The 15,294-nt window shown below is 72.6% G+C and carries 13 protein-coding genes; 5 read left to right on the top strand and 8 right to left on the bottom strand.

Annotated elements, in window-relative coordinates; genetic code table 11:
- A partial coding sequence (locus AB0M46_RS42230) for an EAL domain-containing protein (protein ID WP_363345564.1) occupies nt 1-2,203 on the top strand: 2,203 nt, incomplete at its 5' end.
- Between the two features lie 659 nt (nt 2,204-2,862).
- Here AB0M46_RS42230 and AB0M46_RS42225 read toward each other — a convergent pair.
- Nucleotides 2,863-3,492 (bottom strand): transposase, encoded by a 630-nt coding sequence (locus AB0M46_RS42225; protein ID WP_363345562.1) that lies wholly within the window; start codon nt 3,490-3,492, stop codon nt 2,863-2,865.
- A gap of 158 nt (nt 3,493-3,650) precedes the next feature.
- Nucleotides 3,651-4,154: a chemotaxis protein CheX gene (locus AB0M46_RS42220; protein WP_363345560.1), complete on the bottom strand. Its 504-nt coding sequence runs from the start codon at nt 4,152-4,154 to the stop codon at nt 3,651-3,653.
- Nucleotides 4,155-4,410: 256 nt separating this feature from the next.
- Here AB0M46_RS42220 and AB0M46_RS42215 point away from each other — a divergent pair, with 256 nt between their 5' ends.
- Both AB0M46_RS42215 and AB0M46_RS42210 read left to right on the top strand, forming a co-directional pair.
- Complete coding sequence (locus AB0M46_RS42215; RefSeq protein WP_363345558.1) at nt 4,411-4,995, top strand: ATP-dependent Clp protease proteolytic subunit; 585 nt, start codon at nt 4,411-4,413, stop codon at nt 4,993-4,995.
- A gap of 463 nt (nt 4,996-5,458) precedes the next feature.
- The gene (locus AB0M46_RS42210; RefSeq protein WP_363345556.1) at nt 5,459-5,803 is read left to right on the top strand and encodes an MmcQ/YjbR family DNA-binding protein; all 345 of its coding nucleotides are present in this window, start codon (nt 5,459-5,461) and stop codon (nt 5,801-5,803) included.
- A 69-nt stretch (nt 5,804-5,872) separates the two neighbouring features.
- Here AB0M46_RS42210 and AB0M46_RS42205 read toward each other — a convergent pair whose 3' ends face one another.
- The 4 genes from AB0M46_RS42205 to AB0M46_RS42190 all read right to left on the bottom strand — a co-directional run bounded on the left by AB0M46_RS42205 (nt 5,873) and on the right by AB0M46_RS42190 (nt 11,631).
- Nucleotides 5,873-7,108 carry an SGNH/GDSL hydrolase family protein gene (locus AB0M46_RS42205; RefSeq protein ID WP_363345554.1) on the bottom strand — a complete coding sequence of 412 codons (1,236 nt, stop codon included), beginning with the start codon at nt 7,106-7,108 and terminating at the stop codon, nt 5,873-5,875.
- Between the two features lie 103 nt (nt 7,109-7,211).
- Nucleotides 7,212-8,237 carry a hypothetical protein gene (locus AB0M46_RS42200; protein WP_363345551.1) on the bottom strand — a complete coding sequence of 342 codons (1,026 nt, stop codon included), beginning with the start codon at nt 8,235-8,237 and terminating at the stop codon, nt 7,212-7,214.
- A gap of 70 nt (nt 8,238-8,307) precedes the next feature.
- Complete coding sequence (locus AB0M46_RS42195; protein ID WP_363345549.1) at nt 8,308-10,188, bottom strand: primary-amine oxidase; 1,881 nt, start codon at nt 10,186-10,188, stop codon at nt 8,308-8,310.
- 3 nt (nt 10,189-10,191) lie between these two features.
- On the bottom strand, nt 10,192-11,631 hold the full coding sequence (locus AB0M46_RS42190; RefSeq protein ID WP_363345547.1) for an APC family permease: 1,440 nt from the start codon (nt 11,629-11,631) through the stop codon (nt 10,192-10,194).
- 269 nt (nt 11,632-11,900) lie between these two features.
- On the opposite strand from AB0M46_RS42190, the gene AB0M46_RS42185 reads away from it, so the two are divergent.
- Entirely contained in the window at nt 11,901-12,542 is a 642-nt protein-coding gene (locus AB0M46_RS42185; protein ID WP_363345545.1) for a GPP34 family phosphoprotein, read from the top strand.
- A 33-nt stretch (nt 12,543-12,575) separates the two neighbouring features.
- On the opposite strand, the gene AB0M46_RS42180 is transcribed toward AB0M46_RS42185, so the two are convergent.
- On the bottom strand, nt 12,576-13,970 hold the full coding sequence (locus tag AB0M46_RS42180) for a condensation domain-containing protein (protein WP_363345543.1): 1,395 nt from the start codon (nt 13,968-13,970) through the stop codon (nt 12,576-12,578).
- A 137-nt stretch (nt 13,971-14,107) separates the two neighbouring features.
- On the opposite strand from AB0M46_RS42180, the gene AB0M46_RS42175 reads away from it, so the two are divergent.
- Nucleotides 14,108-14,323, top strand: a complete 216-nt coding sequence (locus AB0M46_RS42175) for a ferredoxin (protein ID WP_363345541.1) — start codon at nt 14,108-14,110, stop codon at nt 14,321-14,323.
- An 11-nt stretch (nt 14,324-14,334) separates the two neighbouring features.
- On the opposite strand, the gene meaB is transcribed toward AB0M46_RS42175, so the two are convergent.
- Entirely contained in the window at nt 14,335-15,288 is a 954-nt protein-coding gene (gene meaB, locus AB0M46_RS42170; protein ID WP_363345539.1) for a methylmalonyl Co-A mutase-associated GTPase MeaB, read from the bottom strand.
- Between the last annotated feature and the right edge of the window lie 6 nt (nt 15,289-15,294).

The following is a 15,294-nucleotide window of genomic DNA, read 5'->3' as shown; positions in this document are numbered from 1 at the left end:
GCTCGGGCTGCCCGGCGTGGCCGGCCGCCCGGCCGCCGCGGCCCGGCGGGCCCTCGACGGCGTGTGCGTCGCCCTGTGGAAGTTCCTGACCCTGCTCGTGCTCATCCTCGACGTGGGCGGCGCGCCGAGCCGCAAGGTCTTCTGGACCTGCCTGCTGGCCATCGTCGGCATCACGATCGCCGTGGTCAGCGGCGTACGCGCGCCATTCCCGCGCTGGGCCGCGGTCACCGCCGCTGGCGGCGTCGCCCTGCTGACGCTGGGCATGGCGGCCGTGCCGCTGCTGCCCGCCGAGCCGGGCCGGCACGACGCCTGGCTGCTGTCCGCCGGCGCCCTGCTGGTCCTCGGCGCGGTCCTGGTGTGGGCCGGCGCCTGCCGCTCGGTCTTCGGTCGCACCGGCGAGGCCCGGGTCGTCGACGGCACGCTGATCGGCGACCCGCTGCTGGTCGCCCCGGTGCTGGCCGGGGCCGGCGCGGTGCTCTACGCGCTGGTCAGCCGCGGCGCGATCGGCACACCGGCCATGGTGGTCGGGGCCGCGGCCGTCCTCACCGTGGTCCTTCGCGAGATCATCGAGGCGATGACGGTACGGCGGTTCACCGGCGAGCTCGACGCCCGCGAGACGGCGTTCACCTCCCTGGTGGCCGGCTCGGCCGACGTGATCCTGGTGCTCGACCGCGATCTCACGGTGCGCTGGCAGTCGCCGGCCGCGGCCCGCCAGTTCGGGCTGTCCGACCAGGAGGTGCTCGGCCGCCCGTTCGCGCGCCTGGTACACCCGGCGGACGCCCTCTCCCTCGACGCCCGGGCGGCCGGGCCCGTCCAAGCCCGCATCTGCGACGGGTTCGGGGTCTGGCGCCACGTCGAGTTCACCATCGCCGGCACCCCCGAGGTGGACGGCGTCGTGGTCCACCTTCGCGACGCCGGGGAGCGCCGCGAGCTGGAGCGCAGCCTGCGGCGCACCGCCCGCGCCGATCCGCTCACGGGCCTGGCCAACCGCGGCGCCCTGCTGCGCGAGCTGACCGCCGGCACCGGCTTCCTCATCACCGTCGGCCTGGACGGCTTCGCCGGCGTCAACGACCTGCACGGCCCGGACGTCGGCGACGCCATGCTGGTCGAGGTGGCCGCCCGCATCCGCGCCGCCGCCGGCCCCGGCGACGTGGCCGCCCGCATCGACGGCGACGAGTTCGCCGTCTTCACCCGCGTCGACAAGGTCCACGCCTACACCCTGGCCACCCGCCTGGTCGGCGAGCTCGGCGAGCCGTACCCGATGCCGGGCGCGGTCCTGCAGCTGTCCGCCGGCATCGGCCTGGCCCCGGTCGGCGGCGGCCCCGAGGAGACGCTGCACCGCGCCGGCCTGGCGCTGCGGCGGGCCAAGCGCACCGGCCGCGGCCGCGTGGAGTGGCACGACGAGGCCGCCGAGGAGGCGTACGTCCGCCGCGCGACGCTGGAGCAGGACCTGCCCCTCGCGGTCGGGCGCGGGGAGCTGGACCTGGCGTACCACCCGGTCTACGACCTCGTCGAGGGCCATCCGATCGGCGTCGAGGCCCTCCTGCGCTGGCGCCACCCGAAGCTCGGCACCATCGCGCCGGGCGAGACCCTGACCGTGGCCCGCGAGCTGGGTCGCACGGCCGACGTGCACGACTGGGTGCTGAGCCGGGCCTGCCGCCAGCTGTCGATGTGGCAGCACGAGGGGTACCGGCTGTGGATGTCCGTCAACGTCGGCTTCGACGACTTCGCCGACCCCGGCTTCCCCAACCGGCTGAGCCTGGCCCTCGACAGCCACCAGATCGACCCGGCCGACCTGGTCATCGAGCTCGCCGAGCGCGAACTGGACCCCGACCTGGACCTCGTCGCCGAGCCGCTCGCGACGGTGCGGGCCATCGGGGTGCGAACGGCCCTGGACGGCTTCGGCGCGGGCGGCACGTCGCTGGCCCACCTGCGGCGCCTCCCGGCCGACCTGCTGAAGGTCGACCGCGCCCTGTTCACGGCGCCCCCGGTGAGCGGCGGCCGGGTCCCCCCGCTCATCGACGTGGTGGTGAAGCTGGGCCGGCGCCTGGACGTGACCGTGGTCGCGCACGGGCTGGAGGCGCAGGAGCACCTGGAGCTGGTGCGGGCGGCGGGCTGCCGGTACGGCCAGGGCCACTTCTACGGCCAGCCCGCCCCGGCGGAGCGCATCGAGGCGGCACTGGTCCGGCAGCGCACGTGGTGATCACCCGCGGGCCTGGTTTGTTTGCCGAACCCGTCGACCGCGTCGCCGGTCAGGCCTGGCCGGGCAGCACTCTTGACTCTTGAACCGTCGATCACTCAGCGTCGCGATGAACCTCGTGCCGGCGATCGCGGTCTGCGGCATGCGCGTGCACCATTTGACATTGCCGTTACCGTCCGGGGCGGTGATTCCGGGCGAGGTCGGGGATAATCAATGACATGGGGCAGCTGTCATTCTTCAGTCGCACAGAATTGGCTGCCATGCGTGACCGCACCAAGTCTCGGCGCTATTGTCCAGCAACGGAGCAGTTCCGTCGAGAACATGAGCGGCATCGAGCGTGGGGCCTTGCTCGGAGGCACGCCGAGAAGCTACGCCGCATCCGTGGTGGCGTCCCGCCGGTGACCGCGGCCGACGACCAGCGGCCCGACCCGGTCCCCGCGCCGGTCCCGCCGACACTACCGTCCGAACAGGCCGAACACCCCGCCGAACACCCCGCCGACCAGGTCATCGCCGACCACACCGATCCCGCACCACCGGACCGCAAGGACGGCGCCGCAGCGTCCGGGCACGCCCACGCGAGACGTCGCACACCAACGCCACCCCAGCCGTCACACCGGCCCGCCGGTGCGGCGACGCGTCGAACAACCGGCCACCATCCGCGCTCACCGGCAGCGTATCGCAGCCGGTTCTTGCATCTGCCACATCCGGCCGACTGCCAATTCCGCAGCCTGCGAAAGGCCGAACACCATCCCAACGCGCCACCGGCGGAGCATTGCAGTGAATACGCACGCATCGGCAGTGCAGAGCGCCAAGCCACCGAACTGCCAGCCACTCGCTGTCACGATCGCCTCCCCGCTGGCCAGAGGGGTGGAGGCGCGGCGGTCGGTGCGGCGGCGGAGTTTGCCGAAGTCGTTCATCCATGCCTGGTTGGCCTCCACGACCCAGCGCCAGCCAGTCTGGACCGGGGCGGGTTTCCCGCGCCGGGCGATCCGTCCGCGGCAGCCGCGTCCGGTGAGCAGGTCCCGGGTTGGCGCGGAGTCGTAACCGGCGTCGAGGTGGACGGTGACCCGGCCGGGCCGGCGGCCGCCGAGCTGCGCGTCAACGGCATCCAGGGCCGGGCCGAGCAGAGGCGCGTCGTACCAGTTCGCGCCGGCCGCGACGATCCCGAGCGGGATCCGGCGGCCGTCCGTGGCGACGGAACGTTTCCGGCCGCCGTTGCCCCGGCCGGCCGGCGACGGACCGACGTGCTCCCCACCAGCAACGGCTTTGGTGATATACCCGTCGACAGCCACATCTATGCCCGAAACGCACTGAGTCCACCCTATTGACGGTCGCCCTAAGTCCGATAAATCCGGCACTTCGTGACCAGATTTATCGGACTTATCACGATTTTTCGCCTGACGGGCGTCAGGGTGTGATCCAACTGGTTAAAGGGTGTAGATCGGATGTATCAGCGATACTTGGCGATGATCGGCAGGGCCTGGCGGTCCGGGTTGACGTGCAGGACGCTGAAGAGGATCGGGTCGTCGTCCTGCCAGCTCACGGCCAGGCGGTGGGTCTCCCGGGTGGCCGGGAACAGCATCTTGCCGCTGGCGACGACCGGCAGGCCCAGCTTGGCGGGCTGGGCGCCACGGTTCTTGATGTTGCCGCCGACCACGTTGATGAGCTCCCCCATCGCGTCGGTCACGTCCCGGTCGGTGATCTCGCCGGCCTGCATGGCGAGCATGATCGCGGTGATGTCGCCGGCGGCCGCGGGCGGGACCAGGACGCGCACGTGCCCCTCCCAGGCGCCCGTGATCGACACGGCGGCCGTGATGGCCCGCGGGTGCGGGGCTTGCGGATCTTCGACCGCGGTGGCCTCGGGCTGCTGGAGGTACGCGTCCCAGACCTCGTTGACGATCTCGATGAGGTCCTGGTCGACCAGTCCCGACTCTGCGGTGGAAACGTCCGCCATGGCGGCTCCCGGAGGGTGCGCACGGGCGCCGCCGGCCGGCGCCCCTATCCCCGCATGGTGCCAGCCGGAGGTTTCAACGCGGGCGGTTTGGGATTATTGCCGGACCCGGCCCGGACCAGGACAAGGACCGGGCCCGGGGTTCAGCCGGCACCGGACCCGGCCCGGACCCGGACCAGAACCGCGACCCGGTTCAGCCGGCAGCGGAAACGGGGCCGGCGGGCGGTCGCGGCGAGGGGTTCTCGCTTATGTTCGGCTCATGCGCTCACGCTACGAGCGGCGGCCCGACGAGGATCCGCCGATACCCCCGGCGCTGCACGCCCCCTGGCTCGACGAGCAGCTGTTCGGGCGGCGCATGGTGTTCCTGCGCGGCCCGATCGAGCCCGAGATGGCCTCCCGGGCCGCGGCCACGCTGCTCGCCCTGGACGCGAGCGGCGCCGAGCCGATCAGCGTGCACATGAGCGCCGAGCAGGGCATACTGGCGGCGGTCTGGACCCTGGTCGACGCGATCGACACGCTGCAGGCGCCGGTGCACGCCACGGCGGTCGGCGAGGTGAGCTCGGCGGCGCTGGGGGTGTTCTGCGCGGCGGAGCAGCGCCACGCCTTCGCCCACGCGCGATTCCGGCTGGCCGAGCCGAAGGTGTCCTCGCCGGGCGGGACGGCGGACCAGGTGGTGGCAGAGGCGGGGCGATACCTGCGCGACCTCGAGGACCTGATCCTGCGCATCGCCGCCGCGACCGGGCAGTCGCGCTCCCGGGTCGAGGACGACCTGCAGTCGGGGCGCATGCTCAGCGCCGAGGACGCGATCGAATACGGCCTGATCTCCTCGATCGTCCGGCGCTGACACAGGCCCGGGCACGCGGAGACCGATCGTCCGGCGCTGACGCGGGCTCCGGGCGCGCGGAGATCGCTCGGTCGGCGCAAAGCGGGCTCAGGCACGCGGAGATCGCTCGTCCGGCGCTGACGCGGGCTCCGGGCGCGCGGAGATCGCTCGGTCGGCGCAAAGCGGGCTCAGGCACGCGGAGATCGATCGGCCGGCGCAAGCGCTGAGCCGCCGCGCGGGCAGGCGCCGCCGCGCGAGGAGTCAGGCGGCTCTCCTCGATCGTCCGGCGCTGACACAGGCCCGGGCACGCGGAGATCGATCGTCCGGCGCTGACGCGGACTCCGGGCGCGCGGAAACCGCTCGGCCGGCACAAGCGGGCTCAGGCACGCGGAGATCGATCGGCCGGCACAGGCGGTGAGGCGCCGCGCGGGTAGGCGCCGCCGTGCGAGGGGTCAGGCGGCGCGGAACGTGCCAACATAGGCTGATGGCGAGCGTCGATCTCGTGCGGAAGGTGGCGCTGGGCCTGCCCCGCACCAGCGAGCATCTGATCCACGACCGGGTCAAGTTCCGGGTCGGGCGGATCGTGTACCTGGCGCTGTCGCGGGACGAGGCCACGCTCGGGTTCGCGTTCCCGCGCGAGGAGCGGGCCGCGCTGGTGGCCACCGAGCCCGAGCGGTTCTTCCTGCCGCGGGCCTCGGACCTGCGGTACCACTGGGTGTGCGCCCATCTCGGGCTGCTCGGCGACGACGAGCTGCGCGACCTCGTCGTGGACGCGTGGCGCATGGTGGTGCCCAAGCGCGTGTTCGCGCAGTGGCAGCAGGGCGCCTGATGATGATCGACAGCGACCGGCGGGCCGGGCCGCCGCCGCGCCGGCGGCGAGCGGCCCGGAGCGCCGTGATCAGGCGGTGGTGATCCGGCCGTCGGGCTGGCGCGAGCACGTCAGCGCGCGGGCGGGGGTGGTGGCCGCGGCGCTCAGGCACTGGCCCAGGACGGCCTGGCCGGCCGCGGTCGGGTGCCACGACTCCTGACAGGTCTGGAAGTACGACACGCAGGTGTTCGCGATCCGCTGGATGGCGATCTTGTCCTTGCCCGACAGGCTGGTCACGAACGTGCCGCTCGGGCCGTCCTGCAGGCGGATCGGGGTGGCCAGGGCGTTATCGGGGCTGCCCGGGTGCTCGCACAGGCGGGCGCCGTCGAAGGCGTGCTGGACGTCGAGGAAGACCAGGTCGTCGTTCGGGAACTCGGCGGCGAGGGTGTTGCGGACGTTCTGCACCAGGTTGCCCAGGCCCTGGGAGAAGAGGTGGCCGGCGGACAGGCTGGCCCGGTGGATGGGGCAGCCGGCGGCGTACCGCACGGCGCCGAGCTCGCGGAACTTGTCCCGGTCGTCCTGGCGGCCGTCGGCCTCCCAGTAGGACGGGTCGAGGTCGAACGGCAGCGGGTTGGTGTAGTCCTGGAAGACGACGCGGTGCTTGTGGTCGGCGTCGACCTGGTTCAGCGTGGTGAGCAGCTGGCGGACCGCGTTGACCGTCTCGGTCGTCGCCGCGGCGAACTGGGCGGCGGTGGCGAGGTCGTCGGCGGTGCACGGGGACTGCTCGACCGGGCCGTTGAGGTACGCCCAGAACTCCCACCAGCCGGTCCACGCGTCGGCGATGAAGCGGTTGGCGCACTTCTCGGCCACGTCGCCGAAGGTGAACGAGCTGTTGTTGGAGCCGAGGCCGACCAGGACGAGGTCGATGTTGTGGGTCTGGGCCACGGCGCGGAGCTGGTCGAGCTGGGCAGCCACGGTCCGGCCCTTGGCGCGGGTGGTGCCCGGGGCAGTGAAGTCCGCGGGGCGGCCGCCGGAGCAGGCCAGGTTGTAGCGGTCCTGGATCCCCGCCAGCGAGGCCTGCAGCAGTGAGGCGTTGGCGGAGCGGTGGCAGAAGAAGGCGTTGCTGTTCGGGGCGGACCAGCCGGGGAATGCCTGGGCGACGCCGTTGACGTCGGTGACCGGTTGGTAGCTGCCGGCGCCCTCGCCGCTGATGAAGCTGTCGCCGAGGGCGACGGCGGCGGTGGGCAGGGCGGCGTGGGCGGGGGCGGGTAGCGCCACGGCGCTGGTGGCGGCCAGCGCGGCGGCGAGCAGGATCCGGCGAAGCATCGGGTCTCCTCGATCCGGGAATGTGAAGAGATCTCGGATCAGACCATAAGAGCAATATCTTCGTCAATGTCCGGCGTGTGAACTCCCTATAAAAACGATCGATTTAATAGATCGACATGTGCACGTGGTTGGTGTGGTCGCTGCTCGGGTCACCCTTGCCGCCCGAGTACGGATGCCAGCCGGCGGCCTGGGTCCACACCTGGCGGTACCAGATCACGTACATGACGCCGAGGCGCTCGGCGTTGCGCACCAGCCAGACGGCGAGCTGGGTGCCGTACTCCTTCGCGGCCCCCTCGGCGATGCCGCCGAAACCGGCCGCGTCCGCCGCGAAGTCGCAGGCCCGGCCCTTCGGGTGCTCGTACGGCTCGGGCGGCTGGCGCCAGCACGACACGTAGTGCCGGAAGCCTGCCTTCTCGACCTGCTGCAGGGCGTGCAGGGTGCGCGGGGTCAGGCACCCCGCGGTGGTCGGGTCCTGGGCGCCGCAGGTCTCCGGCGGCCACGAGCCGTCGGGGCGGCGCGGGGCCGGCTCGGCGGCGACTGCGGGGGCCTTGGCGCTGGTCGTGGTGGCCACGTCCAGGGCGCGCATGGCTTCCTCGTGCTGTGCCTCGACCAGCGCCGCCTCGACGGCGGCCCTCTGCTGGGCCATGACCTCGACCTGCTGCTGCTGGCGGGTCACCTCGGCGTCGATGCCGGCCCTGGTGGCCTCCAGCCGGGCCCGCAGGCCGGCCTGCTCCTTGAGCTTCTCGCCCTGGTGCCGGGCGACGAGCTCGAGCAGGCTGACCCGGTCGGCGAAGACGCCGGGCGAGCGGCTGTCGAGCAGGGTGGAGGCGTCGCGCAGGCCGCCGCCCATCTGGTAGGCGATCACGGAGACGCGGGTGGTGTCGGCGAGCAGCTGCAGATAGCGGGGCTCGAGGTCGGCCTGCCGCGCGGCGAGCTCGGCCTGGCGCTGCCTGGACGCGACGAGCGCGTTCTGGGCGTCGATGTAGGCCCGGTTGGCGGCGTCGAGCTGCTCGGCGAGTTCCGCCGTCCCGCCCTCGGAAGGCGACGACGGCGAGGCCGCCGCGGCGGCCGGGGTCAGCACGATCGCGAGCGCGCACAGCACGGCCACGATCCACAAAGGTCTGGGCATACGTTTCCCCCCATCGGCCGCCAACCGGGCCGGTTGACGGTTTCTGGGGGGAACCGCGCGAAAAAGTACCTCAGTGGCAGTGCTTGGCCACCGTTGCCGGCACGTCCAGCGCCGGGTTGCGGTCGAAGAAGCCGTAGGGCTTCATGGTGAACCCGCAGGCGTCGACCGGCATGACCGGCCAGTCCTCCGGGCGCGGGAAGTGGGTCATGCCGAAGGTGTGCCAGAGCACCACGTCGGCGCCGTCCAGCCCGCGGTCGGCGGCCGTCCACTCGGGCAGGCCGGCCCCGCCCGGGTGCTGGTTGACGAGGTCGCCGGCCGGGTACCGCTCCTGCGGGTCGTAGCGCGTGACCCACAGGTGCCGGGTGGCGAACGCGGCCCGCCGGGCGATCGAGGAGGCCGGGTCGGCCAGCAGCGCCGGCTGGCCCGCCGGGTGCAGCACGTAGGCGGTCGGCCGGCCCAGCCGGTTGGTCCGCTCGGCGCTGGCCACCCGCCACACCCGCCCGAGCGCGGGCTCGGCGTCGCGGACCCCCTCCGACTCGCGCTTGAGCCGGGTGTACTGCCGGGTGAACGCATTGCCGTGCGGGTTGTCCGGCCCGATCGGCAGCCGGACGAGGTCGATCTCGTCAACGGTGTTCGCGACGCCGTCGACGGTCATGTCCAGGCGGGCGTTGAACAGGTGCTGGTGGCCGGGCGCGCCCAGCCCCGGCGCCACCGGCTCGGCCCACGGGGACCCCTCGGCGTGGGCCGAGGTGAACACGACCCCGCTGGCCTTGCACTCGAGCTGGAACGTGCCGTCGAGGTAGAGGTACCAGTAGAAGCCGTAGTCGTAGTTGCCGACGGTGGCCCAGTAGGAGATGACCATCCGTCGCTGCCGCCGCGTCTGCTGCGCCTCGGTGAACAGGTCGGTGTGCTTCCACAGCACGCCGAAGTCCTCCTCGTGCATGCAGATGGCGTTCGGTACCACCCGGGGCTCCCCGTCGCCGTCGGCCAGGACCGCGTCGAGGTAGCGGATCTCGCCCAGGCAGTCGCAGCCGTTGCGCAGGCTGTTGACCTGCTGGCCGAGCAGGTACTCGCCGGCGTCGAAGTAGTTCTGCCAGAAGCGGACCGGGGACGGGTCGGCGTAGGGCACCACCATCTCGGCCACCGAGGCGCGGTAGCAGACCGGCCGGCCCTGCAGGGAGATCTGGTGCAGCACCAGGCCCTCGCGCGGGTCGAAGCCGACCCGCAGCCGCCACCCCTCCCACTCCACGACGTCGCCCGTCACCGTGAAGCTGGCCCCTTCGGGCTGGGTGATCTCGATGGGCTTCAGCGTCTCGCGGTCCGGCCCGACGTACGCCGGATCGTCGTAGTTGCCCTCCTCCTCGGGCACGCCCAGGTCCTCGTCGTCGACGAGGTCGAGCACCCGCCGCTCGGTCAGGTCGACGTAGGCGACCAGCCCGTCGATCGGGTGCGCCCAGCAGTGGTCCTCCGGCCGGTGCTGCACGAACGACAGCACCCGCAGCATGCGCCGGCCCGACTCGCCCGCGATGCCGAAGTCGCCGGCCGACAGCGGGCAGGAGCGGACCAGGTCGAGGTCGGTGATGCCCCGCCGGGCCAGCGCCGCGACCCAGCCGGGGTCGGCCTTGACGATCTCGTCGACGGCGATGAACTCCTCCAGCAGGATCGCCGGCTGGCCGTCGGTAGCCGGGTCGATCTCGCGCTGCCAGTCGACCTCGCCGCGGGTCACCGAGGCGACGACCGTGCGGCTGGCGCCGGTGGCCACGTCGAGCAGCACGGCCCGGACCCGGCGGTCCACCGGGTCTCCGTCGCGGTGCGCGAGCACCTCGTCCTTGGCCGGCTCCTCGAGGCCGAGGAACGGGAAGCGCACGGTCGGCCCGAGCAGCCCGGCCTTGTCCAGCACCACGCGGGCGACCGTGATCTCTTCGGCGGTGAGCCTGTCCAGTGGATGCATGGGCTACGCCGAAATGCGGTCGTCGGCCTGCGCGAGCAGGTCCTCGATGCCGGCCAGCGCCGCGGCCTGGCGCGCGCCGCCCTCGCCGATCCCGGCATAGACCGACGGGCGGGTGAGCTTGATGGTGTACCCCCACACGAGCCCGATCACGACGGCCGCAGCGACGATGCCCGGCAGCACGTACGTGAGGACGGAGCCCTTCTCGGCGCCGAGGATCGAGTCGGCGTTGACCACGACCGTGGCGGTGATGGCGACGAGCGCGATCACGGCCAGCCCCGGCGCGATGATCCGCTGCCAGATGCTCTCGACGGTGTCGCGGCGGGCGAAGTACCCCACGACGCTCAGCGAGGTGCCGATCATGAGCACGAGCACGCCGACCGCGGCCACGTAGGACAGCCACGTGAACAGCTCCAGCAGCGGGTCCCGGCCGAGCATCGCGAAGATCGCGAAGGTGATCACGGCGGCGAGTGACTGCAGCAGCGAGCCGGCCACCGGCGAGCCGGTCCGGCGCCAGGTCGCGGCGGTGAAGTGCGGCAGGACCCCCTCCTGCCCGGCCGCGAACGTGTACCGCGACACGACCATGTGGAACGACAGCAGCGCGGCGAAGACACTGGTCAGGAACAGCACGTTGGCGGCGGTGGACAGCCCGGTGCCGAACCACCGGCCGATCATGCCGAACGGGTCGGCCGGCCCGGCGGCGAGGCCGTCCTTGCCCGCCGCGGACGCGAGGGCCCAGGCGGAGATGGCGTAGAGCACCGAGGTGATGGCGACGGCGACGTAGGTGGCCCGGGCCACGGTGCGGCGCGGGTCCTTGACCTCGCCGGAGTACACGGCGGCCGACTCGAAGCCGACGAAGGCCGCGATGCCGAACGCGAAGACGCCGCCGACGCCCGAGGTGAAGAGGTTGCCGGGGGCGAGGGACGCGGTGCTGACCGAGCCGCCGGCCGGGTGACCGAAGCCGCCGATGTCGAAGAGCAGGACCGCGATGATCTCGGCGATCAGGAAGACGCCCAGCACCTTGGCGGACAGGTCGACGTTGAACAGCCCGAGCAGCCCGACGATCGCCCAGACCCCCAGGGCGCACGCCCACCAGGGCAGGTCGACCTGCCACTGCGCGGCGGCGAACCCGTTGAACGCCCAGCCGAACAGCCCGTACAGCCCGATCTGGATGGTGTTGTAGGCGACGATCGCGACGGCCGAGCCGGCCACGCCCCAGGCGCGGGACAGCCCCAGCGCGATGTAGGCGTAGAAGGCGCCCGCGTTCTCGACGTACCGCGTCATCGCGGCGTAGCCGACGGCGAACAGGGCCAGCGCCAGCCCCAGGATCGGGAACGACAGCGGCACGCCGATGCTGCCCGTCACCGCATAGGTGGTGACGACGCCGCCGGCGAGCACGGTCATCGGCGCGGACGCCGAGACGGTGAAGAAGATGAGCGATCCCACGCCGAGGCGTCGTTGCCGCAGACCCGGTGCGGCGGGTGCAGGTTGAGCCATCGAGATCCTCGCATTCATCAAAGCGGACAAGGCACTCTAGGGGTCGTGCCGAAGATCGTGCAATCCCGAACGAGCGCGTTAACGAGCGCGCAATAATGCATTTGCGATGTCGGTTGTTCTGTCGCGGCCGGATGCACTAGTCTGCCCACGCGCACGCCGCCCGGCGGCGATTTGCCGTGCGCGCTTTGCCGTGCGTCCGGATCAAGTCGAGAGGGATCATGACCGCACCGCGCCGGCTCCCGCTGGCCGACGAATTCTGGCTGCTGGCGCACCATGATTACTCCGGCCGGCCGCTGTGCGCGGCGCCCATCCTCGGGGCCGGTCTGGCCTCGTGCGTGCTGGCCGAGCTGTGGATGGCCGGCCTGCTCAACGTGGCCCAGGGGCGGGTCGTCGTGGTGCCGCGGCCGTCCCCGCCGAACGACCCGGTCTGGCAGTCGACCCTGCGGGAGCTGGCCGCCCAGCCGGTGAGCTACCCGCTGCGCGAATGGATCTCACACTTGGCCCGGTCGGCCAGTTCCGGGGTGACCACTCGGCTGATCGACGCAAATCTCGTGGAAGAGGTGCGGGGCGGGCCGTTCGGGCGGCGTAAATACGTTCCGTCAGATCCGGCGGTCGGATCGAGTCCAGCGATCATGCTCAATCACATGATCGAGAACGCCGAGCGGCTGGACTATCAGACCGCCGTTCTCGCCGGGCATGTACTCATCGCCGGATTGGACTCGGAAATCGTTTCACCCGATCCCGCGGCAACTCGCAATGGGCTGCGATCGATGGTTCGCGATCTTCCGCCGGACCTGCTTTCCGTGCTCAGCGCACTGCAGTCCGTGGTGAGCGCGGCCCCGCTGCGCGTGAACCGCTGATCGCTTCCGCGGCGCGGCAATCACCGAGCGTGATCAGTGGACCGCGGCGTAGAGGCCGGCCGTCGTGACGTCGGCGTCGACGGCCGCCCTGACCATCAGCCGCTCCAGATCGGCCAGGAACCCCAGCGGTCCCCGCCGCCCGAAGAAGCCGCGCTCCACCGACAACAGCAGCTCCGCGGTCTCCCCGAGATCCATGAGGAACATGAAGAAGTTCGCGTGCATGGGCAGCCGCTCGATCACCGGCGAGCGCAGCTTCGTCGCCGGCAGCAGGTCGGCGACCCGCGCGGCGAGTTCGTCGCCGCCCGGCGGGGGCGCGGGCGGGTCGGCGTCGAGCAGGCCGAAGCGGGTGTCGTTGAAGAAGCAATAGCCGTTCGGGCGCACGCCCCGCCGGGCCGCGAGCGCGGCGAACATGGCGTCGAGGGCGAACGGGTCGTACTCGCAGTGCGCGTACGCGGCGAACGCGGCGTCGGCCGAGCGCCGCAGCAACTGCCCGACCGGCTCGGCACCGTGCCGGGCGGGCGCGCAGTCGAGCCGGAACAGCGCGTTCTGGTTGAACGCGGCGACCACCCCGCGGCTGGCCGGCCGGAACCGGGTCGACACGATCATGCGCAGCGCGGCCTCGTCGTCGCCGAGGTACGCGGCCAGTTGCAGCGTCACGCCGCCCAGCAGCACCGTGGCCGAGGGCACCCCGTGGCGGGCGGCGAGCGCGTTCACAGCCAGCGCCAGGGCCGGCGACTGGATGAGCCCCCAGTCCAGCTGCGGCGTCCCGTCCTCGCGCGGCCGCTCGATCATGTGGTCGGGCAGGGAGTCCAGGTGCCGCTGCCAGAACGCGAGCGCCTTCGCCTCCCTCCGGCGGCCGACGGCCGAGCGCTCGTACTCCCCGCGCTCCAGCGGCTGCTGCCCCGGCTCGGGCACGCCCGCCGGGTCGGTGAGCAGGCCCGCCAGGTCCGCGCGGACGATGTTGAAGCTCCACCCGTCGACGGCCATGTGGCTCGCGGCGAGCAGCACCAGCTGGGGCCGGCCGCCGCACAGCAGGACCGCGGCCCGCAGCGGCAGATCGGCGCCGATGTCGAACCGGGGCCTGCGCAGCGCCTCCCCGATCCCGGCCGCCGCCTCCTCCAGCCCGACGTCGCCGAGGTCGTCGAGCTCGTGGACCTGCAGGTCCAGCACCCCCTCGGCGAGGACGCGCTGGACCGGGCCGGCGGGCGTGTCGGTGTACACCGTGTGCAGCGAGTCGTGCCGCTCTACCAGCCGCCGCAGGCCGTCGGCGACGTCCGCGAGCCCCCGCCCGTCCGGCACCGGCACCCGCACGAGCAGGTTGAGCGTGGTGTCCTCGGCCGGCAGCCACCGCAACACGTTCCAGATCGCGAGCTGCGCCCAGATCAGCGGCCCTTCGGCGGCCCGCCCGGTGCGAAAGGGGATGTCCACGGTTCACCGATCCTCTGGATCATCACTGCGTGGCGCGCCTGCGATGCAGAGGCTACGGAACTTTCAACGACGTACGCAAGATCCTGCCAACATCGGTCCTATTTTTGCCGCAAGCGGCATTCGATAGGTTGTACGGCATGTGGCGCATCTCCGTGAACCGCACCTGCGTCGGGTCGGGAAGCTGCACCGGCCTGGCCCCCGGCCACTTCGAGCTGAGCGACGCCGACGGCCGCTCCCATCCGGTGCATCCGGACGTGGCGCCCGACGAGGCCGTCCTGGACGCCGTGGCCTCCTGCCCGATGGAGGCCATCGAGGTCATCGACCTGGAGACCGGCGCCCCCGTCGAGGTCTGAGCGGCGGCCCGTCAGGCCCGGTCGCCGCGGTAGGCGGCCAGGAGGGCCTCGGCGGCCTGGACCGGGGTCAGCTCGCCGGACAGGACGCGGCGCTCGATCGACGGGGTCAGCTCGCGCACCGCCGGGCTGGTGCGCAGCCCGTCGAGCAGGGCGTCGCGGGTCATGGACCACACCCAGCGCAGCTGCTGCCGTTCGCGCCGGGTGCGCAGGGCGCCCGAGGCGACCAGGGCGTCGTGGTGGCGGGTCAGCTGCGACCACAGCTCCGGCAGGCCGGCGCCGGTCAGGCCGCTGCAGGTGACCACCGGGGGCTGCCACGACGCGCGGTCGGTGCGCAGCAGGCGCAGGGCGCCGGACAGCTCGCGGGCCGCGGCCCGGGCGTCGGGCTCGTGCGGGCCGTCGGCCTTGTTCACGGCGATGACGTCGGCGAGCTCCAGGACGCCCTTCTTGATGCCCTGCAGCTGGTCGCCGGTGCGGGCCAGGGCCAGCAGCAGGAAGGTGTCCACCATGTCGGCGACCGCGGTCTCGGACTGGCCGACGCCCACCGTCTCCACCAGGACCACGTCGTAGCCGGCGGCCTCGACGACGACCATGGCCTCGCGGGTCGCGCGGGCCACGCCGCCCAGGGTGCCCGAGGTCGGGGACGGCCGGACGAACGCGGCCGGGTCGGCGGCCAGGCGGGTCATGCGGGTCTTGTCGCCCAGGATGCTGCCGCCGGTGCGGGTCGAGGAGGGGTCGACGGCCAGCACGGCCACCCGGTGCCCGGACGAGGTGAGCTGCGTGCCCAGGGCGTCGATGAAGGTGGACTTGCCGACGCCGGGGACGCCGGTCACGCCGATGCGGCGGGCGTGCCCGGCGTGCGGGGTGAGCGCGCCCAGCACCTCCTGGGCGCGCTCGCGGTGGTCGGCCCGAGTGGACTCGACGAGCGTGATCGCGCGGGCGATCCAGGCACGCGAGCCGCCCAGCACGCCGTC

The organism is Dactylosporangium sp. NPDC051485 (assembly GCF_040682015.1).
GTDB lineage: Bacteria > Actinomycetota > Actinomycetes > Mycobacteriales > Micromonosporaceae > Dactylosporangium.
The sequence above is the reverse complement of the archived record's forward strand: the minus strand, read 5'-3'. Positions and strand labels throughout refer to the sequence as shown.

What these genes read in the sequence shown, in the direction of transcription:
- AB0M46_RS42220 (WP_363345560.1), bottom strand. Translation starts at nt 4,154, where the DNA reads ATGGCGGACGTTTCCACCGCAGAGTCGGGACTGGTCGACCAGGACCTC.
- AB0M46_RS42215 (WP_363345558.1), top strand. Translation starts at nt 4,411, where the DNA reads ATGCGCTCACGCTACGAGCGGCGGCCCGACGAGGATCCGCCGATACCC.
- AB0M46_RS42210 (WP_363345556.1), top strand. Translation starts at nt 5,459, where the DNA reads ATGGCGAGCGTCGATCTCGTGCGGAAGGTGGCGCTGGGCCTGCCCCGC.
- AB0M46_RS42205 (WP_363345554.1), bottom strand. Translation starts at nt 7,108, where the DNA reads ATGCTTCGCCGGATCCTGCTCGCCGCCGCGCTGGCCGCCACCAGCGCC.
- AB0M46_RS42200 (WP_363345551.1), bottom strand. Translation starts at nt 8,237, where the DNA reads ATGCCCAGACCTTTGTGGATCGTGGCCGTGCTGTGCGCGCTCGCGATC.
- AB0M46_RS42195 (WP_363345549.1), bottom strand. Translation starts at nt 10,188, where the DNA reads ATGCATCCACTGGACAGGCTCACCGCCGAAGAGATCACGGTCGCCCGC.
- AB0M46_RS42185 (WP_363345545.1), top strand. Translation starts at nt 11,901, where the DNA reads ATGACCGCACCGCGCCGGCTCCCGCTGGCCGACGAATTCTGGCTGCTG.
- AB0M46_RS42175 (WP_363345541.1), top strand. Translation starts at nt 14,108, where the DNA reads ATGTGGCGCATCTCCGTGAACCGCACCTGCGTCGGGTCGGGAAGCTGC.